This window comes from Streptomyces sp. NPDC059169 (assembly GCF_042755225.1).
Lineage (GTDB): Bacteria > Actinomycetota > Actinomycetes > Streptomycetales > Streptomycetaceae > Streptomyces.
Map to the genome: position 1 here is coordinate 205,170 of NZ_JBHZCF010000003.1, position 24,632 is coordinate 229,801.

At 70.2% G+C, this 24,632-nt stretch carries 19 protein-coding genes; 8 read left to right on the forward strand and 11 right to left on the reverse strand.

Annotated features, from left to right (window positions below):
• The first annotated feature begins 1 nt into the window (after nucleotide 1).
• Entirely contained in the window at nucleotides 2-2,623 is a 2,622-nt protein-coding gene (locus tag ACFXOM_RS07145) for a Pls/PosA family non-ribosomal peptide synthetase (protein ID WP_385037240.1), read from the forward strand.
• A gap of 359 nt (nucleotides 2,624-2,982) precedes the next feature.
• Here the strand turns inward: ACFXOM_RS07145 and ACFXOM_RS07150 are convergent, their stop codons facing one another.
• The 4 genes from ACFXOM_RS07150 to ACFXOM_RS07165 form a co-directional block, all read right to left on the reverse strand.
• Nucleotides 2,983-3,378 carry a hypothetical protein gene (locus ACFXOM_RS07150; RefSeq protein WP_384928069.1) on the reverse strand — a complete coding sequence of 132 codons (396 nt, stop codon included), beginning with the start codon at nucleotides 3,376-3,378 and terminating at the stop codon, nucleotides 2,983-2,985.
• 375 nt (nucleotides 3,379-3,753) lie between these two features.
• A complete protein-coding gene (locus ACFXOM_RS07155; protein WP_384928072.1) occupies nucleotides 3,754-4,746 on the reverse strand; it encodes a helix-turn-helix domain-containing protein in 993 nt (330 codons plus the stop codon).
• Nucleotides 4,747-4,979: 233 nt separating this feature from the next.
• A complete protein-coding gene (locus ACFXOM_RS07160) occupies nucleotides 4,980-5,648 on the reverse strand; it encodes a response regulator (RefSeq protein ID WP_385037243.1) in 669 nt (222 codons plus the stop codon).
• Complete coding sequence (locus ACFXOM_RS07165; protein WP_385037246.1) at nucleotides 5,645-6,613, reverse strand: sensor histidine kinase; 969 nt, start codon at nucleotides 6,611-6,613, stop codon at nucleotides 5,645-5,647. The genes ACFXOM_RS07160 and ACFXOM_RS07165 overlap by 4 nt, the downstream gene beginning before the upstream one ends.
• Before the next feature lie 265 nt (nucleotides 6,614-6,878).
• Between ACFXOM_RS07165 and ACFXOM_RS07170 the strand changes: the two genes are divergently transcribed.
• Nucleotides 6,879-7,364, forward strand: a complete 486-nt coding sequence (locus ACFXOM_RS07170; protein ID WP_384928081.1) for a cation:proton antiporter regulatory subunit — start codon at nucleotides 6,879-6,881, stop codon at nucleotides 7,362-7,364.
• Nucleotides 7,365-7,371: 7 nt separating this feature from the next.
• Entirely contained in the window at nucleotides 7,372-8,619 is a 1,248-nt protein-coding gene (locus ACFXOM_RS07175) for a cation:proton antiporter (protein ID WP_384928084.1), read from the forward strand.
• Nucleotides 8,620-9,010: 391 nt separating this feature from the next.
• Here the strand turns inward: ACFXOM_RS07175 and ACFXOM_RS07180 are convergent, their stop codons facing one another.
• From ACFXOM_RS07180 to ACFXOM_RS07195, 4 genes are all read right to left on the reverse strand, one after another.
• Nucleotides 9,011-9,940, reverse strand: coding sequence for an L-tyrosine/L-tryptophan isonitrile synthase family protein (locus ACFXOM_RS07180; RefSeq protein ID WP_384928087.1), 930 nt, complete (start codon nucleotides 9,938-9,940; stop codon nucleotides 9,011-9,013).
• A gap of 119 nt (nucleotides 9,941-10,059) precedes the next feature.
• Nucleotides 10,060-11,325, reverse strand: coding sequence for a cytochrome P450 (locus tag ACFXOM_RS07185; RefSeq protein WP_385037249.1), 1,266 nt, complete (start codon nucleotides 11,323-11,325; stop codon nucleotides 10,060-10,062).
• 10 nt (nucleotides 11,326-11,335) lie between these two features.
• Nucleotides 11,336-13,162 carry an asparagine synthase (glutamine-hydrolyzing) gene (gene asnB / locus ACFXOM_RS07190; RefSeq protein WP_385037252.1) on the reverse strand — a complete coding sequence of 609 codons (1,827 nt, stop codon included), beginning with the start codon at nucleotides 13,160-13,162 and terminating at the stop codon, nucleotides 11,336-11,338.
• Nucleotides 13,163-13,177: 15 nt separating this feature from the next.
• Entirely contained in the window at nucleotides 13,178-14,584 is a 1,407-nt protein-coding gene (locus tag ACFXOM_RS07195; RefSeq protein ID WP_384928096.1) for an MFS transporter, read from the reverse strand.
• Between the two features lie 314 nt (nucleotides 14,585-14,898).
• Between ACFXOM_RS07195 and ACFXOM_RS07200 the strand changes: the two genes are divergently transcribed.
• A complete protein-coding gene (locus ACFXOM_RS07200; protein WP_384928100.1) occupies nucleotides 14,899-15,114 on the forward strand; it encodes a heavy-metal-associated domain-containing protein in 216 nt (71 codons plus the stop codon).
• 337 nt (nucleotides 15,115-15,451) lie between these two features.
• Here ACFXOM_RS07200 and ACFXOM_RS07205 read toward each other — a convergent pair whose 3' ends face one another.
• Nucleotides 15,452-17,713, reverse strand: coding sequence for a heavy metal translocating P-type ATPase (locus ACFXOM_RS07205; RefSeq protein ID WP_384928103.1), 2,262 nt, complete (start codon nucleotides 17,711-17,713; stop codon nucleotides 15,452-15,454).
• Nucleotides 17,713-17,949, reverse strand: a complete 237-nt coding sequence (locus tag ACFXOM_RS07210; protein WP_384928106.1) for a hypothetical protein — start codon at nucleotides 17,947-17,949, stop codon at nucleotides 17,713-17,715. Before ACFXOM_RS07210 ends, ACFXOM_RS07205 begins: the two co-directional genes overlap by 1 nt.
• A 438-nt stretch (nucleotides 17,950-18,387) precedes the next feature.
• Here ACFXOM_RS07210 and ACFXOM_RS07215 point away from each other — a divergent pair, with 438 nt between their 5' ends.
• Both ACFXOM_RS07215 and ACFXOM_RS07220 read left to right on the forward strand, forming a co-directional pair.
• Nucleotides 18,388-18,525: a hypothetical protein gene (locus ACFXOM_RS07215; RefSeq protein WP_384928109.1), complete on the forward strand. Its 138-nt coding sequence runs from the start codon at nucleotides 18,388-18,390 to the stop codon at nucleotides 18,523-18,525.
• An 892-nt stretch (nucleotides 18,526-19,417) separates the two neighbouring features.
• A complete protein-coding gene (locus ACFXOM_RS07220; RefSeq protein ID WP_385037255.1) occupies nucleotides 19,418-19,924 on the forward strand; it encodes a hypothetical protein in 507 nt (168 codons plus the stop codon).
• A 613-nt stretch (nucleotides 19,925-20,537) separates the two neighbouring features.
• Here ACFXOM_RS07220 and ACFXOM_RS07225 read toward each other — a convergent pair.
• A complete protein-coding gene (locus ACFXOM_RS07225) occupies nucleotides 20,538-23,027 on the reverse strand; it encodes a helix-turn-helix domain-containing protein (RefSeq protein WP_384948630.1) in 2,490 nt (829 codons plus the stop codon).
• A gap of 314 nt (nucleotides 23,028-23,341) precedes the next feature.
• On the opposite strand from ACFXOM_RS07225, the gene ACFXOM_RS07230 reads away from it, so the two are divergent.
• Together ACFXOM_RS07230 and ACFXOM_RS07235 are read left to right on the forward strand one after the other, a co-directional pair.
• On the forward strand, nucleotides 23,342-23,569 hold the full coding sequence (locus ACFXOM_RS07230; RefSeq protein WP_384948627.1) for a hypothetical protein: 228 nt from the start codon (nucleotides 23,342-23,344) through the stop codon (nucleotides 23,567-23,569).
• Nucleotides 23,570-23,696: 127 nt separating this feature from the next.
• Entirely contained in the window at nucleotides 23,697-24,554 is an 858-nt protein-coding gene (locus ACFXOM_RS07235) for a hypothetical protein (RefSeq protein ID WP_385037257.1), read from the forward strand.
• Nucleotides 24,555-24,632 lie beyond the last annotated feature (78 nt).

Here is a 24,632-nt window from a genome sequence, read left to right on the forward strand (position 1 = left end):
CATACGCAAACGGGACGACCTCCCGACCATATCCATGAAGGACATCTACCAACACTCAACGATCCACAGCCTGGCCACCGCATTCACCAACACCACACCCACCAACAACCACCCGCCGAACAACACGACATCGACACAGCCAGCGACCGAGACGCTCCTCGCCGACATCCTCGCCGACATCCTCCACACCCAACAGATCCCGCCAGACGGCAACTTCTTCACCGACCTCGGCGCCGACTCCATGGTCATGGCACAGTTCTGCGCACGCATACGCAAACGGGACGACCTCCCGACCATATCCATGAAGGACATCTACCAACACTCAACGATCCACAGCCTGGCCACCGCATTCACCAACACCACACCCGTCGCCGCCCGGTCGGCGACCCCGGACGCCACCTCACGGGCCGTCGCTCCCGACCCGGCAGACAGCGACGCCCGGTCCGACGCATCGGCCGCGTCTCCGAGTGGCCCCTGGCAGTACGCACTGTGCGGGGCGGCCCAACTCCTGGTCTTCCTCCTCCTCTCCGCCCTGGGCGCCACGGTCGCCGTCGTCGGCTACGAGTGGACACTCGAGGGATCGGGGGCCGCGGGCGTGTACCTGCGGGCGGTCCTGTTCGGCACGGTGCTGTTCTTCGGAGCCTGTGCGCTGCCCATCGCGGCGAAGTGGATACTCGTGGGGCGCTTCACCCCGCGCCGGATTCCTCTGTGGAGCTTCGCCTACCTGCGTTTCTGGTGCGTCAAGGCCCTCATCCGGACCAGCCCGGCGCGGCTGTTCACCGGTTCACCGCTGTACGTGCTGTACCTCAGGGCCCTCGGTGCACACATCGGAAAGGGCGTGACCCTCCTTCCCCGCGCCATCCCCATCTGCACCGACCTCCTGACGATCGGGGACGGCACGGTCGTCCGCAAGGACGTGCTGATGTCGGGCTACCGGGCGCGCGACGGCTGGCTCGAAACCGGCCCCGTCACCCTCGGAAGGAACGTGACCGTCGCAGAGCAAGCCGTCGTCGACATCGGGACGTCGATGGGAGACGACAGCCAGTTGGGCCACGCCTCCTCCCTGCACTCCGGACAGGCCGTTCCGACCGGAGAGTCGTGGCACGGCACTCCGGCGGAGCCGACCACGACCGACTTCCGCGCCGTCGAACCCGCCGCCTGCAGCCCGCTGCGCAGGGTCTTCTACAGCCTGTCGCAGGTGCTCTCCCTGCTGCTGGTCTACCTGCCGTTGACGATCGCGGGCGTGAGCCTCGCGTTCACCCTGGTACCGCAGCTCAATGCGGTGTTCACGCCGGGACCGCCGGCCTTCACCAGCTCCGCCTTCTACCTCGAGGCGCTCATGGCATCCCTGGTGGCATTCTTCGGCAGCATCCTGCTGGGCCTGCTCCTGGTGAGCACGCTGCCGCGGCTGCTCAGCCGGGCGATAAAACCCGGCCGGGTCTACCCCCTGTACGGCTTCCACCACGGTATCCAGCGGGCGATCCTGCGCCTGACCAACATCAGGTTCTTCACCACGCTCTTCGGTGACAGCTCCGCGATCGTGCACTACCTGCGGTGCATCGGGTACGACCTCCGCCACGTCGAGCAGACCGGGTCGAACTTCGGCACGCTCGTCAAGCACGACACCCCGTACCTCAGCACCGTCGGCAGCGGGACGATGGTCGCCGACGGGCTGTCGGTCATCAACGCCGACTTCTCCAGCTCGTCCTTCCGCCTCTCGCCCGCTTCGATCGGGCCGAACAACTTCCTCGGAAACCGCATCGCCTATCCCGCACGCGGCAGGACCGGCGACAACTGTCTCCTCGCGACGAAGGTCATGGTCCCCATCGACGGCCCGGTGCGCGAAGGAGTCGGGCTGCTCGGCTCACCCTGCTTCGAGATCCCTCGCACGGTGCTGCGCGACACCCGGTTCGACCACCTCGCCCGGGGCGCCGAACTGCACCGCAGGCTCGCCGCCAAGAACAGGCACAACGCAGTCACCGCAAGCCTGCACCTGGTGGTGCGCTGGTTCCACTTCTTCGTGCTCGCCCTCGTCACCATGGCCGCCGTCCAGCTCTACGACACCGTCGGTGCGACGGCGTACGCCCTGGCCGGCCTGCTCACCCTCGTGTTCACGGTCCTCTACTTCGCACTGGTCGAAAGGATCGTCACGGGATTCCGCTCGCTGAGGCCGTTGTACTGCTCCATCTACGAGCCCGACTTCTGGGGGCACGAACGCTACTGGAAGCTGACCTCGCACGACTACGTCCAGGCCTTCAACGGCACCCCCTTCAAGGCGATGGTCTGGCGGCTACTGGGCGCCAAGATGGGCCGTCGGGTCTTCGACGACGGCTGCTCGATCATCGAGCGGACCCTCGTCACCATCGGGGACGGCACCACCCTCAACGCCGGCAGCGTCATCCAGTGCCACTCGCAGGAAGACGGCACCTTCAAATCCGACCGCGCCACGGTCGGCGCGGGTGTCACCCTCGGCGTTGGAGCCTTCGTCCACTACAGCACGACGATCGGGGACCGGGCGCAGCTGGCCGCCGACTCCTTCCTGATGAAGGGTGAGGAAGTCCCCAGTGAGGCCCGCTGGGAGGGGAATCCCGCCCGTGAAGCGGATGACATCACCGAGCGTTGACATCCCCTTCCCCTGCAGTGTGGGGTGTTCCGCCTATCGCGCCGTTGAAGGCCGTGGTGTCGGGTGGGTTCTGCTTCGCTGCGCGGTGCCGGGAGGAGTCCCGGTCTCATCTGCGCTCCGCAGGCCGACACGGCCAGTCCGGGCGCCTTGGCGGCGTTGACCGCCGCGTTGCCGTCCTGGTCGAGGACGGCCCCGCACGCGGTGAACCGCACCGCCTGCCGGGTGACCTTGCGGGACTTGAAGCGCGGGACACCCGTGTGAGGTGACCTCGAGCGGGCAGGGGTCCGGCCGAGGAGGGGAACGGCTCTCCACCGCCGTCCCTATCGCCATGGCCCCGTGGACGACGTCGACGTTCCTCGTCAGGGGCGGACGCTTCGCACCGTCCCGCCGAGCCGACGCTGTAGACCGGGCAGGACCTCAGGCCGGCCGTAGGCGATCCACAAGTCCCCTTCGAGGTACGAACCTTCGATGATGGTGTCGTCGACCCACTCACGCAGCCCACGCTCCGAGGCGAACGCGGCCAGCACGAGGCGGGCTCCGCCCGCCTCGCAGGAAGCAACCCGGTACTCCTGCTCGTCGGCCACGAGCTCCGGGCGGCAGGCCGCCCGTTCGGCGAGCGTGCCCAGGCGGCCGTCCGCACCGTCCGACTCCTCCCCGACACCGATCGCGCGCACGCCCCAGAGGAAGACCCCGACGGCCACCGCCAGCAGTACCACCGCGGCGACGACATCCTTGGACCGTGAATGTGCGCGCATTGCACCATCCTGCCGGTAGTCGACGACCGTCGGCGAGGGCGGCCCCGGGCTCAACCCTGGGGTACCGGTCGGGCACGTCGCGTGGTGGCGGAGAGCTCCGAACGGTACCGCGGACGATGTTGGGGATCCGGCCGCCGTGTGGACCGCCGGACAAGGGCTGTGGACTGGACGGTAAGGACGGCGGGTGCGTGATCCGAGAGACTGTCGGTGGAGAGGCGCCGGCGTTGCGTACTGGCACGCGGCGCGGCCGTTCCGCAGACACGGGGGAACGGGGGAACGGATGGCTCAGCGGAACGGGGGACACGGGGGTGTCCGCTGAGCCCTCCTCTCGGTGGGCGTCCGCCCGCTGCACGATGCAGGGGCGGACGCGCACCGCTATGCGGACAGGCCGGGGCCACCGTGGCGGTAGTCGCTGGGCGGAATGCCGTACGCGTCACGGAAGGCACGGGTGAGGGCCGGATGGCTCTTGAAGCCCCAGCGGGTCGCGATCCGGTGGACCGGCACGTCCCGGAGCTGGGGGTCGCACAGGTCACGACGGACCGCCTCGAGGCGGCGCCGACGGATCAGCCCCGCGACCGTGGTGTCGCAGCCCTCGAAGAGACGGTGCAGGTAACTGGTCGAAATGTGATGGGCGGACGCGATGGTCCGGGGCGAGAGGTCGGGGTCGTTCAGGTGCTCGTCCACGAACGCCTCGATGCGCAGCAGGAGGGTACGGCCGCGCGACTCCTCCGGTACCAGGGTGTCGACTTCGAGATGATGGGCCAGCGTCGCGACCAGCATGTCCAGGGCCAGCGTACCGAGCCGTGCCACGTCACCGGGACGGTAGGAGCCGGATCCGGCGAGCACGCCGCTGAGGAACTGGACGAGCAGTGCCCCCACGCCCTCACGGCTGGACAACCTCCTCGCCAGCAGTACATCGGTCTGCGTCATGGACAGCGGCAGCAGCGCGCGTGGCACATGAGCTCGCAGCATGGTGACGGGCTCACTGCCCACGGCCCGCAGGTCCAGCGGGTGCGAGCTGTCGCACAGCACGAAGTCCCGGTCGGCCAGCACGGCCTCCCGGCCGCCCTGGACCACCCCCAGCTGCCCGGCGAGCGCGACGACGACGGCACACAGCTCCGGATCGGACTGCCGGATCAGCTTCGCACCGCGCCACATGTCGGTCTGGGAACAGCTGAGCTCGGCCACGTCCGCCGTACCGAGGTCCAACGCCCTCACCGTGGCGTGGAAGCCATCCGGATGGGGGCTCGTCACCCGCATCGGGTGACAGCTGTTGACGTGGAATTCGTCGAAGCAGTCCAGTCGCTCCCCCGGTGGCAGGACGTCGCTCCGGAACACAGTTCTGATCATCATTTCCTCGGTGATCATCCTCAGGTACGTTCGGCAGACCATGGATACCTGGTCCGCCGCGGCACGTCGACCCGGTCCATGCCCGCGCCCCGCTGGAGGGACGGATTCGAGCCCGTCCCCTGAGCGCACGCCCCCCGCTTCGCCAAGTTGACGAAGCATCACTCATCGACGGAACGTCAGGAACCCGCCCCGGGGCCGGTCTTCACGGGTACCCGTTGCGATGACGGTCAACTCGCGGGCCCCTGTCGGCGTCAGGGTTCGATGAGTCCGACGCGGATGGCATAGCGGGTGAGTTCCAGCCGGTCGCGCAGTCCGAGCTTCTGCAGGATGTTGGCACGGTGGCGCTCGACGGTCTTGGCGCTGATGACGAGCAGGTCGGCGATCTCCTTCGAGGTGTGCCCCTCGGCGACGAGTTTGAGGACCTCCTCCTCTCGTTGGGTGACCGGGCGGTCCGGGAGGGAGGCACCGGCACGGGCACGTTCGAGGTAGCTCCGGATGAGGGCGGTCTCGGCACCGGGATAGATGAACGGCTCGTCGCGCAGGGCGGCCCGGCAGGCTTCGACGAGGTCACGGTCGGCCGCCGACTTCAACACGTATCCGGAGGCCCCTGCGCGCAGTGCCTCGAAGAAGTACTGCTCGTTGTCGTACATGGTCAGCATCAGGATCCGCAGTCCGGGACGCACCCGGGCGAGTGCACGAGCCGCCTGGAGCCCGGTCTGCCGGGGCATCGCGATGTCGAGGACGGCCAGGTCGAGATCGAGGTCCTGGCGGGCGCGGGTCACCGCTTCCGATCCGTCCTCCGCCTCCGCCACCACGGCGAGGTCCGGCTCGCTGTCCAGGATCAAGCGCACACCCCTGCGCACGAGGGTGTGGTCGTCGGCGAGCAGGATGCGGGCGGGTCCCTCGGTGCGCTCGGTCATGGTGTCTCCCCCGTGACGGTGGCGCGGCCGGTGGTGTCGAGACGAACCTCGGTGCCGAGGTCCGGGCCGGGACTGCTGGTGATGTCGAGGTCCGCGCCGATGAGCAGGGCCCGTTCCCGCATCCCGCGGATCCCCGCACCCTCCGGAGCACCGCCCAGGCCCCGCCCGTCGTCCCGTACCAGGAGCCCCGCCCCGCCCTCGGGCAGGGAACCGAGGCGCAGCTCAACACGGGTGGCGCCGGAATGGCGGGCCGCGTTGGTGAGGCTCTCCTGGGCCACGCGGTACAGCACGAGTTCCGTGGCCGCGTCCGTGCTGGGCAGTCCCGGGGAAATGCGCGCGGTGACACTGAGGCGGGAGGTGGTGAATTCGGTGGCCAGGGCGCGCAGCGCGCTGTGCAGCCCGAGTTCCTCCAGCACGCCGGGCCGCAGCCGGCGGGCGATGCGGCGGATCTCGTCGAGGCTGGCCCGAGTGGTCTCCTGGGCCTGGTGCAGGTCGTCGCGCACCGGCTGCGGTGCCCGGTCGGCCGCGTGCTTGAGCTGCAGGAGGACGGCGGTGAGCGTCTGGCCGATCTCGTCGTGGAGTTCTTGGGCGATGCGGTGGCGCTCGGCCTCCAGGGCCGAGAGCACACGGCCGCTGCTGGTGGCCCGCTCGGCTTCGAGCCGGTCCAACATGGCGTTGAACGTCGCCGTCAGATCGGCGACCTCACCGTGCCCGGCGACGGCCAGGCGGTGGCCCGGCCTGAGGAGGTCCGCGGTGGCCATGGCGCGGCTGAGCCTGCCCAGGGGGGCGAGGCCGATCCTCAGGAGTACGGCGTTGGCGACGAGCATGGCGGCCAGTCCCGCCAGCAGGACCACTGCCTGACCGGGGAGGACGGGCGTGGAGACGGTCACCGGGCCCAACAGCAGGGCCACCGCGAGGACGAGAACGGAGACGTTGAGTAGGAAGATCCTCCAGTACAGCGACATGCCTCCGATACCTTTCCCGCTGCTTCCCCACGCGTGTCGTCGTCGCTTCCGCTCCGGTGCACCCGCACCCTGTACTGCGGTAGAGCCTACGTCCCCGGTACATCCTCACCGAGCCGGAACGTCCGCGTCCATCCGTGCCGGCACCCATATTGCGGGCGCGCGGAAAGTGGCACGATGGGCCCGCCGCGGCAGGGGTCCCCGTTCGTCCGGACCCTCGTCACGCCGCACCGGTACCACGCAAGGATCACAACGAGGGGGTTGCGCCGTGCCTGCTCCACGGATGCGCACCACACCACTGCCCGGGATCGGGGTCCAGTACGACCTCACCACCCGCGAACACCGCCACCTTTCGGTGATCGCCCACCGCGACGGGACCCGCACCGTCAACCTCTACCAGGCCGATGACCCCGATGCGTGTGCCCAGTCCCTCCACCTGACGGGCGGGGAGACCGCGTCGCTCATCGACGCGTTGACCCCCGCGCACCACAGTCCGAGCCTGCTCCACACCACCGACCTCGGGCTGGTGGCCGAGAGGGTCGAGCTGTCGGCGCACTCCCACTGGAACGGCCGGCGCCTGGGCGAGACGCGGATGCGCACCGAGACCGGTGTCTCGATCGTCGCCGTCCTGCGCCGTGCGGAGGCCCGGCCGTCACCGGCGCCCGACTTCCGGTTGGCCGGCGGGGACACCCTCATCGTCATCGGCACCCGCGAGGGCGTGGACGCCGCTGCCGCGATACTCGGACGGGAGTGAGCAGCCCGTGCACTCCGCTGTCTTCCTCATCGAGTTCGGAGCGATCATCCTCGGGCTGGGCATGCTCGGCAGGGTCGCCGGACGGCTCAAGTTCTCTCCGATCCCGCTGTACCTGCTCGCAGGACTCGCGTTCGGCAGGGGCGGCCTGCTGCCGCTGGGCACGAGCGAGGAGTTCGTGGCGATCGGGGCGGAGATCGGTGTCATCCTGCTGCTGCTCATGCTCGGGCTCGAGTACACGGCGAGCGATCTCGTCTCCAACCTGAGGAGCCAGTACCCGGCCGGACTGGTCGACTTCGCGCTGAACGCGCTACCCGGCGCGTCGGCGGCCCTGCTGATGGGCTGGGGGCCCGTGGCCGCGGTCATCCTCGGGGGCGTCACGTGGATCTCCTCCTCAGGTGTGATCGCCAAGGTGCTCGGTGACCTGGGGCGGCTCGGCAACCGTGAAACGCCCGTCGTGCTGAGCATCCTGGTCTTCGAGGACCTGGCCATGGCGGTCTACCTGCCGATCATCACGGCCCTCCTGGCCGGGGTGAGCCTGGCCGCGGGCGCGGTCACGCTCGCTGTCGCCCTGGGAGTGGCCGGCGCGGTGCTGTTCGTCGCCGTCCGCTACGGTCGGCTGCTGTCACGGTTCGTCTCCAGTGACGACCCCGAGAAGCTCCTCCTGGTGGTGCTCGGGTTGACCCTGTTGGTCGCCGGGCTCGCCCAGCAGTTGCAGGTCTCGGCGGCGGTCGGCGCGTTCCTGGTCGGGATCGCCCTCTCGGGTGAGGTGGCGGAGGGCGCCCACGCCCTGCTGAGCCCCTTGCGGGACCTGTTCGCCGCGGTGTTCTTCGTCTTCTTCGGCTTGCACACCGACCCGGCCAGCATCCCTCCGGTACTACTTCCCGCCCTCGGCCTCGCGGTGGTGACGGCGATCACGAAGGTCGCCACGGGGTACTGGGCGGCGGCACGTGCCGGCGTCGGCGTCAAGGGACGCTGGCGGGCGGGCGGCACCCTGGTGGCCCGCGGGGAGTTCTCCATCGTCATCGCGGGACTCGCCGTCACCGCGGGGATCGAGCCCGCGATGGGGCCGCTGGCCACCGCCTATGTGCTGATCCTCGTCGTGCTGGGGCCGCTCACCGCCCGCTACACCCAGCCGGCGGCCGCGTGGCTGGCCGCCCGGCGCAACCGCCCGACCGGACCGGTGCCGGCCGAGGTTCGGACTCCGGTGGACCGGTGTGCACCGCTGGATGACCACGACCGCGCCGGTAGGGCCTGAGGCGTCGCCGCGACGTTGCCGGTACCCGCGGCGGCCCCGGTCGGTCTCCCGGGGCCGCCCCGCCCACGGCGACGGTACCGGCCTGCGGAGGAGGCCGGGTCGGTGGCGGCTGCGGCCACCACCGGACGGGCCGCGGGCATCCTCGAACGGGCTCGGTGCGGGCCGCGGCCCCGCGCACCCACCCGGGTGGGCCCTCGAGGGTGCTCCGTGCCGGCGGTGCCGCTGATCGACGTCGCGTGCGGTTCGACCCGTACCTGACGCGGGTGCACTGCACCCCCCGGGGGAGCGGCGGGGTGTCCCGCACGTGCGTCCCCGCCCGCTCGGCAGCGCGGAGGCCGACCAGCCCGCACGGCGCGGCTCTTCCTCCCGGTCGGGGTGCCGGCGTCGCGCCTCACACGAAGTGGCTGGGTCTGCCGTCGTGGTGCACCAGGCGCCCGAGCCGCTCGGCGCTCGCCCGGGGCAGCAGACTCCAGGTCCCGTCCGGCCGTCGGAGCGCGGCGGAGTGCCAGGGGGTGGTCCACGCGTCAGCAGCGTCGAGGAGGCGGATGCCGAACTTGTCCCCGCCGACGTCCTGGGGGTGGATGGACAGCCGTACGGCCCGGGGATGGTGCTCGGCGATGAGCGCTCCCCAGGCGCGGCTGCGCTGGATGACGCCGTAGGCGCGGCGTCGGCAGGTGCGCTGGAGGGCGGAGCGGGTGCCGGTGAAGTCGGCGGTGTCGTCGACGAGGAACCGGGTGATGCCGCGGTAGAGCGCGAGGGTGTGTCCGTCGGCGCGGACCTCGGCTCGTAGGTCGTCCAGGTCGGGGGCGTAGCGGTCCTGGACGTAGGCACGTTTCTCGGTGTGGGTCAGGTCGCCGAGGACGTCCCTGAGATCGAAGACCGACAGGTGGTCGAGATGGAGTTCGGCGATGAGTCGGGTGAGGTCGTCCGCGTAGGCATCGATGTGTTCGTCGGGGACCCGGATCAGGTCCCCGAAGACGTGGCCGTCGGAGCAGATGATCACGCGGGCCCCGGGTGGGTGGATCTCCTGCATCCTGCCGCACAGGGCGTTCAGGAAACCGAGGGAGAGCCGTTCGCCTTGGTCGGGTAGGTGACCGAGGACCTTGGCCGGGTTGGGGGACTTGCAGGGGAAGCCGGGGAGGGTGAAGACGATGGGCTCGTTGCGGCGTACGAAGTCGCCGATCTGGCGCAACTGGTGGGGAAAGCCGTCGGCGGGTGCTGATGCGCCGTCGGTCGTGCGGTGGTGAGGGAGGAGGAGGTTCAGGACCGCGGTGGCGACGGTGTTCGTGGAGCGTGTGTCCGGGGCGGTCTTCAGCGGCATGGGGGCCTCCGTGGGGGTGCGGGCATGGCGGCATGGCGCCTCGGCGGGCAGCCGTGCGCGGCGCGGTAGGATGGGCGGCCCGCTCGGCTGGTTCGGCCGGTCAGGTCCGCGGCATCGGGTCAGAGACGCCGGTCGTAGCTGACGGGCAGGTGGTTGGTACCGCGGCCGAGGACGGCCGGGATCCACTCGATGTCCTCGTCCGGGACGGCCGGGCGCAGGCCGGGCAGCCGGGCGAGCAGGGTGCCGAGCGCGATCCGGAGCTCGGCGCGGGCGAGCGCCGCACCGGGGCAGAAGTGGATGCCGTGTCCGAAGGCCAGGTGCGGGTTGGGGCTCCGCCCCAGGTCGAGCTCGTCCGGCTGCGGGAAGCGCCGGGGGTCGCGGTTGGCGGCGCACAGGGAGACGATCACGGAGTCCCCGGCCGGAACCTCGGTTCCGTGCAGGTCGCCGTCCTCGGCGAAGAAGCGCCATGTGGTGAGCTCGAAGGCGCTGTCGTAGCGCAGGAGTTCCTCCACGGCCCGGGGCATCAGCCAGGGCTCAGCGCGGAGCCGGTCGAGTGCGTCGGGGTTGCGGAAGAGGGCGATGAGGGCGGTGGTGATCTGGTTGGTGACCGGTTCTTGGCCGGCGACGAGGAGCTGGAAGACCATGGAGTCCAGCTCCTCCTGGGAAAGTTCGCTGCGCTCACGGGCGGCGACGAGGCTGCTGAGCAGGTCGTCCTCCGGGTGCTCCCGCTTGTGGGCCACGACCTCGGCGATGTAGCTCTGCAGGCCGTGCAGCCGCACCTCGTAGAGGGGACGTCCCGGGTCGGTGGGCCCGACCGGCTGGACGACCTTGCCCCAGTCGCGGTCGAACCGGGCTGCCAGCTCGCCGGGGAGTCCGATCACTTCGGCGAGGACCCGGAAGGGGAAGTGGGCGGCGAAGCCGCCGACCAGGTCGGCGGGCCCGGTGTCGGGCAGTGCGTCGACGAGGGTGTCGGCCAGTTGCTGGATGCGCGACAGCAGTCCGTCGATGCGGCGTGGGGTGAATGCATCGGTGACGAAACGCCGCATGTGCGTGTGCTTGGGCGGGTCCTGGTGGAGCAGGTGCACCTGGAGTTGGGAGTGTTGGGGTTCCGGCATGATCGACGCACGGGCCCGCCAACGCTCGTTCCCGCGATCGTGGCTCTTGCCCAGGCGGTCGTCGTTGAGGGCGGCGTGGGCGGCTTCGTAGCCGGTGACGAGCCAGGCGTTCACACCGCTGGGGAACAGCACGCGGTGGACCGGTCCGACGTCGCGCATCCGCTCGTAGAGCGGATAGGGGTTGCTCTTGTAGGGGCAGCCGGACAACGGCACCGGATCGGGGAGTGTTTCGGTGTCGTCCGTGGCCGGCGGCTGTTGCTGAGTGGTCAAGGGGGGCTCCTCAGAGGGTGAGTTCGGGCTTGTGGTGGTCGAGCCACAGGGCGAGGTCGACGACGCGCTCGAGGCGGAGGCGGTGTCCCCATCGCAGTCGGTCGGGCGGGGCGTCGAGGCAGGGTTTGATGAGTGCCTCGTCCGCCAGGGCGCGGACCTGGGGTACGGAGAGCGCGTCCCGGGCCAGCTCCTGCAACCCGCGGTTGTAGTCGGGGTGGTGCGTGGCCGGGTAGTGGTTCTTGGGCCGGTGCAGCACGGACAGGGGCGCGAGGCCCGTTCCTGCCGCACGGAGCAGGCTCTTCTCCCGACCGTCGTGGCTCTTCAGGTCCCAGGGCGTGCTGAAGGCGTACTCGACAAGCCGGTGGTCGCAGTAGGGGACGCGGACCTCCAGCCCTTGGGCCATGCTCAACCGGTCTTTGCGGTGCAGGAGTTGCCGCAGCCATCGGGTCAGTGAGACGTGCTGCATCTCCCGTTGCCGGTGCTCGGCCGGGGTCTCGTCATCGAGGTGCGGTACGGCGGCGATGGCTGCGCGATAGGTCTCGTCCCGGAACCGACCTATGTCGAGGCCGAGTTCGGGATTGAGCGGCATCGCTGCCTCGTCGCCGGTGACGAGGAGCCAGGGGAAGGTGTCGGCGGCGAGGGCCGCGGGGTTGTGGAACCACGGGTAGCCGCCGAAGACCTCGTCGGCCGCCTCACCGGACAGGGCGACGGTGGAGTGCTTGCGTATCTCCCCGAACAGGAGGTACAGCGACGTGTCCATGTCCCCGACGCCGATGGGCGAGTCCCGCGCCACGACGACGGCCTTGCGGTGAGCAGGGTCGAGGAGGGAGCGGGGGTCGAGGACAACGGTGCTGTGGTCGGTGCCGATGTACGCCCCGGCCTCGGCGGCGAAAGGGGTGTCGTGGCCGGGGCGCAGGACGTCACCGGTGAACTGTTCGGCCTGGTCGCTGTAGTCCACCGCGTACGAGCGGATGCGCGCGTCCGGGCCCTGGCGCAGGCGAAGCTCACCGGCGAGGAGTGCGGTCAGCACGGTGGAGTCGATGCCGCCGGAGAGCAGGCTGCACAGGGGGACGTCGGTCTCGAGCTGGCTGCGCGCGGCCGTGCCGACGAGGTCGCGGACCCGTTCGACCGTGGTGCGCAGGTCGTCGCGGTGCGGCGATGCCTCCAACTGCCAGTAGCGGCGCTCGCGGATGCCGCCGCGGTCCAGTACGAGCACACCGCCCGGCTCGACCTCCCGTACGCCCGACCACACCGTCGGCCCGGTGTTGAAGAGCAGGCTGTACGCCTCGCGCAGCCCGTTCGCGTCCACCCGCGGGCGGATCTCGGGGTGGGCGAAGAGGGCCTTGGGCTCGGAGGCGAAGGCCAGCCCGCCGTCGACGGCCGCCCAGAACAGTGGCTTGACGCCGAGGCGGTCGCGGACGAGCAGCAGTCGCTGCGCACGCTCGTCCCAGACCGCGAAGGCGAACATGCCGTCCAGGTGCTGCGCGACGTCCTCGCCCCACTGCTGGTAGGCGCGCAGCACCACCTCGGTGTCGCTGCGGGTGCGGAAGGCGTGTCCCAGGTTCCTGAGTTCTGCACGTAGCTCGTGGTGGTTGTAGACCTCGCCGCTGTAGCTGAGGACGACGGTCGGGGCGTCGGGACGGTCGGTCATCGGCTGGGTTCCGCCGGCGAGGTCGATGACGGCGAGGCGGCGATGGCCGATCGCTGCGTGGGGGCCCAGCCAGACGCCGCCCGCATCGGGTCCGCGAGGGGTGAGGCTGGCCGTCATGGCGTCGATGGTGGGGGCATGGGTGCGGGCGTCTTCGTGGAAGGACGCCCAGCCGGTGATGCCGCACATGGGCACGCTCCTCGGTCAGTTCGGGGCGGTGGAGGCCGCGTTGGTCCCCGCCGCCGCGTCGGCGGTGGGGCGTGGGGGCAGGGCGAGCAGGGATACGGAGAGACAGGCCGCCGCGGCGGCGAGGACCAGACCCGCGCGGGTGCCGTGGACTGGTCCGGCCACGCCCCAGGCAGCCGTGGCCAGGGCCGGTCCGAGCGTGAAACCGAGACTGCGGGCCAGTTGGATGGTCGAGCCGACGGTCGCGGTCCGCTGCCGGGGCGCCGCCGTCATGACCAGGGCTTGGGTGGGACCACCGTTCAGACCCATGCCGACGCCGGCGAGCGCCAGGCGCCAGGCCAGGTCGCCCGGCGCCCCGTCTCCGCCGAGTGGAACCAACAGGAGTAGACCGGCCGAGGTGACCGCTGCCCCGGCGACCGCCACCGGCCGCGCGCCGTAGCGGTCGGCGAGACGTCCGCCGAGGGGTCCGGCCAGGCCCATGCCGAGGGGGAACGCCAACACGGTCAAGCCGGTGGCGGTCGCGCTGAAGCCGTCGTCACGTTGGAGGTGCAGGGCGATCACGTAGTGCATCGCGGCGAAGCCCGCCGCGAGTGACAACACGGCGCCGTGGGCCTGCGGCAGCCCGGGGGCGCGCAGCGCGGTGGCCACGGGGTCGCCGCCCGGCCCGCGCATCCAGAGCCACAGCGGCGGCACGGCGGCCACGGTGAGCGCCAGCCAGGAGACGTTTCCCGCCGCCAGGCTCAAGGCCACGAGCATGACCGTTACGCCAGTGGCCACCAGCAAGGCGTCCCACAGCGGACGTCGGCCCGGGAGGCGCAGTCCGCCGTCCCGTGGCATGCCCTTCCACGCCACGATCAGGGCCAGCAGGCAGAAGGGGATCTTGACGAGGAAGACGGAGCGCCATCCCAGCTGGTCGAGCAGCAGCCCGCCGATCGCGGGCCCGGTCACCGCGCCGAGCGGGCCGAGCGTCGCCGGTACGCTCATGGCCCGGCCGCGCAACTCGGGCCGCACCGACCCGATGGCCAGGACGGGCATCAGCACGAACAGCACCGCACCGAAGAGGCCCTGCGCCAGGCGCGCCATGACGAGCAGTTCCGCCGAGGGCGCCGCCGCGGCAAGGGCGCTGCACACGGCGAATCCGACGGTTGCGCCGAGCACCGCGGACCGCGGACCCGTCCCGTCCAGCCACCGGCCGACCGGCAGGAGCAGTGCCACGACGGGCAACTGGTAGCCGAGCACGACCCATTGAGCCGTGGCGGCGGACAGGTGCAGATCCCGGGAGATCTGCGCCAGGGCCACGTTGACGATGTTCATGTCGAGCATCGCCACGAACGACAGCAACCCCGCCACGGCCACCAGGAGCCAGCGGTCCCCGCCGTCGGATATGCGCCCGGATCCCGCCGAGCCCCTGCCGTGGTGCGTCACCCTTCCGCCCTTCCGCCGTGCACCGGCTGCCGGACGGCAGCCCCGTCCCACATGTCGGCGGCACCGCGGGAAGAGTTCCCGGCCGGTTCCGGGAAGTGGGCGCCGACACACACCTGTTGCGGCGAGGGGTCCCCATGTCCCGGGTCACACCCAGCGGCCGGGGTCCCCGCCGTCGACGACTGGGGTGACAGGCGCGCACGGGTGGTACGGCTGATGCGGCCGGGGCGTCCTCTTGGAGCTCCGGTCCGGGCATCCGAGCCACCCGCGCACTCGTACGCCGGTGCGAGCGCTCACCGGCACCGAGGAGAGGTTCCATGCCCCAGAAGCACTACAGCGTCACCGGAATGAGCTGCGGGCACTGCGTGGCGAGCATCACCGAGGAGGTCGGCGAAGTGACGGGTGTCCGCGAGGTCGCGGTCGATCTGGCCGCGAGCACCGTGACCGTGTACGGCACGGACCTCGACGACCACCTGGTGCGGGCCGCCATCGTCGAGGCCGGCCACGACGTGAGCGGTCCGGTACCCGCCTGATCGCACCGCTTCACGTGCGGGCGGAAGGCACCCCTTCGCATGCGGGCGACCGTGGCCCGTCACATGCCGGCGGAGGGCCAGGACGTGGCAGCGTCCCGACCCTCCGTCACCCGGCGGAGCCGTTGCTACGGGCCCGGACTTCCGTCGCCCCGCATCCCGTTGCACAGCCGGCACGCACCCCGTCCGGCGGGGACTCCGGTCCGGAGCGATGCCGGCCGGGGCCCTCTCCCGGCCCCCGCCCCGGACCCGGCTCGCGAGCCACCGTGAGCGACGAGCACGCGGCGAAGGGGAACCGGCGCAGCGTGCTGCACGCCGCCGACCGCACGCTTCCCCGGCGTCAACGCCTGCGCCCCGGTCCGCGGGACGGCTGCCAGACGCGCAGCCGCAGGCTGTTGCCGACCACGAGGAGCGAGCTCACGGACATGGCCGCGGCCGCGAGCATCGGATTGAGCAGGCCCACCAGGGCAAGCGGTACGGTGACGGCGTTGTACCCGAAGGCCCACACGAGGTTGGCCCGGACCGTTCCCAAGGTGCGCCGGGCCAGTCGGACGGCGTCCGCGAGCGCCTCGATGTCACCGCGCACGAGGGTCACGTCGGCAGCGCCGATCGCCACGTCGGTGCCGGTCCCCATGGCGATCCCGAGGTCGGCCCCGGCCAGCGCGGCAGCGTCGTTGACCCCGTCGCCGACCACCGCGACCCGCCTGCCGTCCTCCCGCAGCCGTCGTACGAGTGCGGCTTTTTCCTCAGGCGTGCACCGCGCGTGCACGTCCTTGATACCCAGCTCCGAGGCGATGCTGCGTGCGGGTGCTTCCCGGTCGCCGGTGGCGAGCACCGGCTCGACGCCCAGGCGGCGGAGCGCCTCCACGGTCCGGTAGCTTCCGGGGCGGACGACGTCACCGACTGCGATGAGCGCTTCGGGCACGTCGTCGACACGCACCAGGACCGGGGTGTGTGCAGCGCCTTCCGCCGTCAGCAGCGCCTCCGCCAGCAGCGCGGGCAGTTCCCCGTCGGGCGCGACCACTTCCACCAGGTGCCCGTCGACCCGGCCCCTCACCCCCTTGCCGGCCACGGCGACGAAGCCGTGCACGTCCGGTAGCGACCGGTCGGGAGCCGTCCTGCGCGCGTACGAGACGACCGCCCGACCCAGCGGGTGCTCCGACCCCTGCTCCACCGCGCCTGCCAGACGCAGCGCCTCCTCCCGGCCCCGTCCGTCCGGGGCGGCGGTGACCCGGGCGACGGTCATGTGCCCGGTGGTGAGCGTGCCGGTCTTGTCCAGTACGACCGTGTCGACGTGCCGCAGACCCTCCAGCGCCTGGGGACCACTGACGAGGACGCCCAGTTGGGCTCCCCTGCCGGTCGCCGCCATCAGCGCGGTCGGCGTCGCGAGACCGAGCGCGCAGGGGCAGGCCACGACGAGGACGGCCACGCCGGCAGTGACGGCGGCCTGCGGGTCGGCGCCCGCACCGAGCCAGAACCCGAGAGCCGTCACGGCGAGGGAGAGGACGACCGGGACGAACACGCCTGACACCGAGTCGGCCAGTCGCTGGGCTCTGGCCTTTCCGGCCTGGGCATCTGTCACGAGCGCCGTGATCCGCGCGAGCTGGGTGTCGGCGCCCACGGCGGTCGCGCGCACCAACAGCAGGCCACCGACGTTCACAGCGCCGCCGACCACAGCCGACCCCGGTCCGGCCTCGACCGGTTCGCTCTCTCCCGTGACCAGGGACAGGTCCACTGCGGAGCTGCCCTCGACCACTGCGCCATCGGTGGCGACACGCTCCCCCGGACGCACCACGAACACCTGACCCGCCTGCAACTCCGCAATGGATAGCAGCCGTTCACCGTCTCCGTCGCGTACCGCCACCTCCCTGACGGCGAGCCGGGCGAGCGACCGCAACGCCGCACCGGTGCCGTGCCGGGCGCGCGCCTCGAGGAACCGTCCCGCCGTGACGAAGAGCGGCACGCCGACCGCCGCTTCGAGGTAGAGGTGTGCGACACCGTCCGAGGCGGTGGGCAGCAGGCTGAACGGCATGGTCATCCCGGGCTCGCCGGCACCGCCGAGGAACAGGGCGTACAGGGACCACGTGAAGGAGGCAACCACGCCGAGGGACACCAGGGTGTCCATGGTAGCCGCGGAGTGCCGCAGCCCGCGCAACGCCCTCACGTGGAAGGGCCACGCGCCCCAGACGGCGACCGGCGCGGCGAGGGCCAGGCACAGCCACTGCCAGTTGCGGAACTGCCAGGCGGGCACCATCGACAACAGGAGCACCGGCACGGCGAGGAAGGCGATGACCACCAGTCGGTCACGGTGCGGCCGCGCGTCCTCGGTCTCGCCCCCGCCACCCTGCTCGCGCCGCTGACGCGACTCGGGGGGCGCGGGAAGGCGAGCCGTGTATCCGGCGCTCTCCACCGCCGCGATGAGCCGTGCGGGTTCGACGGCCGGCGGATGGTTCACCCTGGCCGTCCCGGTCGCCAGATTCACGGTCGCCGTAACGCCGTCCAGCCTGCCGAGGCGCTTCTCGACGCGCCGTACGCAGGCAGCGCAGGTCATACCTCCGACGGTCAGGTCGGTGGTCACGACGGTCTCCGCACCGACACCCATCAGCCGTGCTCCCCGTGCCGGTGACCACTGCCGCCGGACGTCCCGTCGCGGTACGGGGCACCGCCGGGCGGGTCGGCGTGCATGCCGGGCGCCACAGGCCCGACGACGACTCCCGCGGTGTAGGAGGCCGCGAAGAACACGGCCAGCAGTAGGAGGAAGCCACACAAGGCGATCGGCGGCCCCGCCTTCCGGGACATCGGCGTAGCACCGGATGCGGTTCGTCGGGAAGCGTCCATCGCCGGGTCTCCCTGATCGCGTCGTACGGCCTGGTCACGTGCGCACGGCAACGCCTCGGGCGCACCGTACGGTCCAGATGTCGTACCCGTGGGGGGTAAGGTTCCCGAAAGATCAATGTGATCTGAGTCACTGAGCGATTTCAGCTTCGCCACTCCGGGGTGAGGGCGGCACTGGCGACTGATGTCATGTGGTGGGGTGAGCGGGCTCCGGCCAACCGGCCCGGAGGGCCCGAGAGGAGTTCGACCAGGAAACGCAGGAGCAGGGCGCCTCGGTCTGCGTACTCGACGGCCTCGGCATGCGGCCGTTGCAGGTTCCCGTGCCGGACGCCACGGCCCTCGTTGGTGCCATGGAGACTCCTCGGCGGGGCCCGCCGGGCACAGCGGCCTCGTCTGTGAAAGTTCATCGATGTGCGGGACGGGCGGGTCGGCAGGTGGTTCGTGGGTGAGATCACGATCACGGGCGAGTACGAATCGCTGGCCCAGTATTTTGACTCCGTAGCGGAGACGCTGACGAGGATCGCCGATGGAAACCATCCGGTCTGTGAGGTCGCCGAAGGTCGACTCGTCTGGTCGTGAGAACAGTTCCCAACCGCATGGTAGCCATCGCGAAACCTTTCCTCACCCTGGAGAGGCGATGGTGAAGAAGTAGGTCAGCGTTGACGCTCCAGGGCGAGGACGACCGCGGCGAAGGCCGTCATGAGGTTGCGACTGACGCGGGCTTTGCGGAAGACGTGCCACGTCTTCCGTCTCGCTACGCTTCGAGGGAACTAACGCGGAGCCTGCGCTGATGAGTTGATCCTGGGTCCACCGACCGATGATCGAGGCAGGACGGGGCTGACCGAGAGAGGTGCCCGCTGAGCTGGGAAGATGGGAGTTCTGACGCTTCCATCAGCACCGATCGGCAAGGCACCTCGCAATAGTCTCGTTGATCCCGAGATCCTGCGCGACCTGCGCGATCGGTTTGCCGATCTCGGCGACGATCCGCACAGCCCCCCTCACGCAACTCCGCGTCGAACTTCCGCCTCTCGCCTGCCATGACCCTCAACCTCCCCTGTAGTCAGGGTCTCTACGCTACGAGGGGAAGGTCACGGGCGCGTAGACACCTCCGACTACCCCTACCGTCCTGGCCATGACAAACTTCTTCCCGTAACGGGACTCCCGGTGATCGCCTTACTTCAGCAGCAAGTTGACCTATCAGGGCTCCCGTTGCGCCATTGACCAGGACCTGATCTGCCACTCAAGGCTCAAACGCAGGGGTGTTGACGTGACTCCATCCACTGTCACTCCACTGAGCCGCTGGCCGGGCCGGACAGCGGAACCACAGCTGCCTCGTCAGCAGTCAGGTCCGCGCCGTGCAGCGTAGATGCGTGGCTCACCAGAGGAAGGAAGCTCTGTGCTCATTTCCAGGAATGCCCGAACCGGCTTATCCGGGCATCGGCTCATACCGTGGGTACTTGCCGTTCTGATGATGTTGGCGTTCTCCGCCCCAACATCCCAAGCGAGAGCCGCCGACGCCGGCAGTACGTCCGGCACGGACAGCCTCCTCGTCACGCTCTCCGGCAGCATCCCGTCAATCCGGACGAACAGAGGCAACGACGGACGACTGATCGCCTACCCCAGCGACTGGACCTACAGCTGGGGTTCCGACGGCCGTGCGGTGGCGTTCCCCTGGGGTGGCAGCTGGCGGACGACCCAGGGCCCGGACGGACGACTGATCGCCTACCCCAGCGACTGGACCTACAGCTGGGGTTCCGACGGCCGTGCGGTGGCGTTCCCCTGGGGCAAATGGACAACCGCTACAGGGAGCGATGGGCGCATGATCATCTACCCGCGTGATGCTCTCAGCGGGACATTTACCTTGAAGTTTCCGGACCTGGTGACACCGCGCCTCTTGCAGACTCTCGCGAGTAGTTCGGACTCCTCGCAGTTCAACGGAATGGCGATCAATCTCTACAGCTCTCTCGACGACCAATGAAGGACTGTTCCGTCTTCTGCTGTGTGATCGCCTGACGGGACGCTGCCAGGGCTGTTTCAAAGTGCGAGTGCTGCTGCGAAGTAGCAGGTCACGCCGGCGTGACGTCTGCCGGTCGACCCGTCTCGCACGCATCGAAGTTCCGGTTGGAGCGGGTGACCTCTGATCGATGATCGAGGTAGGACGGGACTGACGGAGAGAGGTGCCCGCTGAGCTGGTCCGCCGCCACCTGATCGCGGTCCCGGCACGACTCACCACCCGCGGACCACCCTGACCTTCCACCTGCCCGAACGCTGGCCCTGGCAGGACGCCTTCGAGACGTTGTGGAGGGCCGTCGGCTGCCGCCTGCGGACCTGACCCCTCGCCGCCCCGCCCGCCCACGACCGAAAGACCTCGGAGACCCCGCCACCGGGACGGCAACCCGGTGATCACGCACACACACCAGCGGAAACCCGCGCCGGAATCACACCGGAAACACTCACCAGAATCCATCCGCAGGTCCGTGGCGCACGCCCCCCGGTGCGGACCGTGGATCGACCGGAGCCGCCCCGCGGGTCGTGGTCCCTGCGGAACGGGCCTCCTCTCGTGAGGAGGCTGACGGCCGCCCGCGAGGGAGCTACGGTGATTCCGGTCCCTGGTGGTCATCCGGTGATGTCCGCCGTGCGCCCGTCGGATGCCGGTGCCCCGTCACGGGTCCACTCCCTGGCACAGGGAGCCGGGCCGACCGGTACTGCGCCTGGTGGTGGCGGTACGAGCGGCCGAGGTGGTGCTGGAGACGAGCGTGGCGGAACTGGTAGACCGCACCCGTTTGGCGCAGCACACCGCGACGGTAGGCGTCGTCGAGGAAGGCGGCCGTGCGCCACGGCAGCTTGCCGGTGAGCGGCAGCACGACGCGGGAGAGGACCAGCCACTGCCCCCAGGCCGTGAAACAGAGTGCGTACGAGAGGCCACCGCCGAATCCTCCGACGGCACCGATCAGGAGCCCGTCCGACACGCTCCAGTTCATCGGCCCGAGGACTCCGCGGAGCAGGTCGACGACCAGGTGCCCGCCGAAGGCGATCGTCAGGGTCAGTGCGGCCACGATGACGAGGACCTGTCGGTACACCGTCCCGCGGTTCGAGGACAGCAGGCTGGCGGGGGTGGCCGCGAAGGACGCGTCGAGCGGGGCTTCAAGCGCGGCCACCAGCCCGAAGACGAGGCCGGCGGCCGAACCGAAGATCAGTCCGAAGACCAGCATGTTGATGAGCGTGCCCTCGATCACCCGGGCTTCGACGAGCGACTGCCCGTAGTACAGGGCGCGTTGCAGGGCAAAGGCACATGCGCACCCGATACCCATGACGAACCCGCCCATAAGGACGGCCGCGAAGCGGGCCGTGAACGCGCGTACGGGCCCGCGCCCGACGCCGTTGGGCCGACCCTGCAGTCGGACCCTCACACGGCTGGGTTCGAACGTGCCACCGCCGGACGCGACGATCGCACCGTAGACGGATCCGAACGCGAGACCGGCAGCCGGTCCCATCATGGCTCCTTGCACGAGGGTCTCACCGAGCGCCACCGGAGCGACGAGCAGGCCGATCGTCCAGTCGGCCACGGCGATGCAGAGCGCAGAGGCCAGCATGACGGTCAGGATGCGCGTCGAGCGGCCCAACGAGTCGCCGATCTGCCACCATGCGAGGTCCTGCCGGTCGAGCCGGTCCATGTGGTGGGCGAGGTAGCCGAGCCACCGTTGGGCCTGCTCCGGCTTCCACCTCCGCTGCCGGCGCGGACGCCCGGTGTTCCGCTCGGGCGCACGGGGCCGGTAGACCGTGGGCACGAAGCCCGCCAGCAGGTGCTCTTCCAGGGAGTTCCCGGTGGGGAACCGCTCGGCGTCCAGCAGTTCCGTCGCGTCCTCGTCCGGTGCCTCGCTGTACACCGTCCGTGCCAGGGTCACCATCAACGGGGTTCTCAGCACCCCGACCAGGTTCTCCGCCGCCGTCCGGTCCTGCGGGGACCGCAGCTCTTCCAGGACGGCTGCCCACGGCGCACCGGCCCCGTCCTCGTCGTGCGCGACGGGTCGAACGGTCCGGGGAAGGTAGTCCAGGAGGTCATCGAGGGTCAGATCGGTGAGTTCGATGCCGGCAGCCCACACCAGTGGTGACCGCGCCACCCGTACCGCCTCGGCGTACTCCGCGCTCCGGCTCGTCAGGACCAGTGGCAGGGACGTCGCGTTGAGCGCTTCGAGCGCCTCGCCCCGCAGCCCCTCGGCGATCTCGTCGAACCCGTCCAGGACGGGCAGCACGAGGTCGGCGTCGACCAGCGCGGCAGCGAGGGTCGAGCCGCCGGGCGTCCTCCTCGCGAGATGGGGGAAGTCCCGCAGCAGTCGTTCGACCAACCAGTCCCGCAACGCGATGGCCGTGGCGTCCCAGGAACCGACGCTGAACGCCACCGGCACGCGGCCGGACGGGGCCGGGGAGTCAAGGAGATCCACGATGAGTCGGATCGCCAGAACGGACTTGCCCGAGCCGGCACGGCCGAGGATCACGAGCCGTCCGGACGGAACCTTCCGGTAGACCTCGGCAACGCCGGATAAGTCACCCTCCACGTCCAGGAGGGGTGAAGCGGCCCCCGGGGGAAGTCGCTGGATGTTCTCGGCGTGGTCGGTGAGGCGGACGTTCGCCCGCTGCCACCGCACCGGCAGCGGGAACGGGTCGTGGATCCGGCGCATCTCCTCCTCCAGTTGCCGGCGCCGCCGTACCTGTCTCGCCAATTCCTCAGCCGCTTCGACGAGCACGCCGTCGGTCGACTTGATTACCGGAAAGGGCCCGGAGGGCTGCGGGTCGGCCGGGGCGACCCGCTCTTGCGGGTCGGCAACGGCCTTTTCCGCAATTGCGGATGACACCGTGGGGGATTTCGCGATGACGGCCGCCAGCCTTCGGCGGTCCTCGTGCCCGAGGTCGAGAGCGTCGGCCAGCAGGTTCACAGTGCCCAGCCGGTGGTCGGTGGATTTGCCGGTCTCCAGTCGCCGGATCGTGCGAACACTCACTCCGGACCGTTCCGCCGCCTGCTCTTGGGTCAGTCCCGCCCGACTCCGCAGCCGGCGCAACAACGTGCCGAGCTGATCCGTCACTTCGGTGCCCCTCCACTCGCCAGCGCGGACGCCGGTGAGTCTAGCGTGACCGGCCGGTCATACATGGCCGGTGCCGTGGCCTGTGCCCCGGGCCGGTTGGCCCCGACCATCGGTGGTGCCCGGCCGTCGCGTCACCCGACCCCGGCGGTTTCGCGGGCCCCGGTGGGGTCCTCGGCGCAGTCGGCCCGTACGCAAAGGTCCCTTGTTCGCACGGCGGTCCACGGCGAGGGGAGGTGACCGGCGCTCCGAAGCAACGTGCGGGATCCGAATGGGACACGCACAGCCCTGTCGGAATCGAGAGGTGGTCAATCGACATGGCATATCGCTACTGGTGCGGCGAATGCGGCGCCAAAACGCCGTGGATCAGCGAATCCCAGGTCGAGCAGGAACAGATGGACCACTACGCCAGGAGGCACCCGGGAATCCAACCCGGCGGCCACGTCGAGGTCAACCGCAGGAATCCGATGGGAGGCCTCGGCTGTCTGGGAATCATCGCGATCGTGGTACTGCTGCTGATCCTCTCGGCCTCCTACCGTCGCTAGACCTGGGCGAACGGGCCGGCGGTTCGAGCGCCGCAGTCAACCGAACGGGAGGGGCGCACCGCTCCTGAACACACAACCCCACACATGGCATTGCCGAACGGAAGGACACCACATGCGGAGACGACGAATGGTCAGTATCCTCGCCGGAGTACTGGGCCTTCTCCTCGCCCTGGTGGGCACGGCAAACGCGACAACGCCCGGAGCCGGGGCGGGAACGGGAACGGGGAAGCGCGTCTTCAACGCCATGCAGATCGTCTTCGGGCCGGACACACCCGACGCCTTCTGCACGATCGGGGCGGTCGGCAACGACAAGTACGGCCGGAAGATCGCCATTTCAGCGGGGCACTGCCTGCGCGACGCGAGGTACGCCGACCATGACATCCCCGAGGACGTCCAACCCGTCTACGACCGCAGTGACGTCGGTTTCGGGCCCATCGGGTACGTGCGGTACTTCAAGGACCCCGCCGGTTCGATGGTGGGCCACGCCACCAAGGACTACATGGTCATCGAGCTGGTGCCGGCGGTGATCCCCTCCTCGCAGGGCCCGTACCTCAGGCAGACGGGCGAGGTGGAGGTCGCCGGCGGACAGCCCAGCCCCAATGCGCTCAACCCGTCGCTCCCCCGTGAACGCCTCCTCGGCGCGGCCCTGTTCGACAACAACGAGCTCGTGGTGTCCGGCCAGCTCGGTGTCTTCTACGGGCGCATCACCAACAACTCGCAGGGTGTCTACCAGTCCTGGGCCGCCCACAAGGGCGGGGACTCGGGCGGCCCGGCCATCTGGCACGTGCCCGGCAGTCCCTACCCCTCGACCGCGAACAACTTCCAGGCGTCCGGGCCCTGGGCGGGCATCACCAAGGCGATCGTCCTGGGAGTTCCCCCGTTCGTCTACACGAGCTCCGCGAACATCCTCGCCGACCTACGAGCCCGGGACGCCGCCCACCCCGGCGTCTACGGCGCGGGATTCCACGTCACCGACAACCCTTAGAGAGCGGTCGTCCGCACGTGCGGGACACCCCGAACGGGGTGGAGCTCCCCGTGCACACCGAGCCGCGGAGGGGCACGC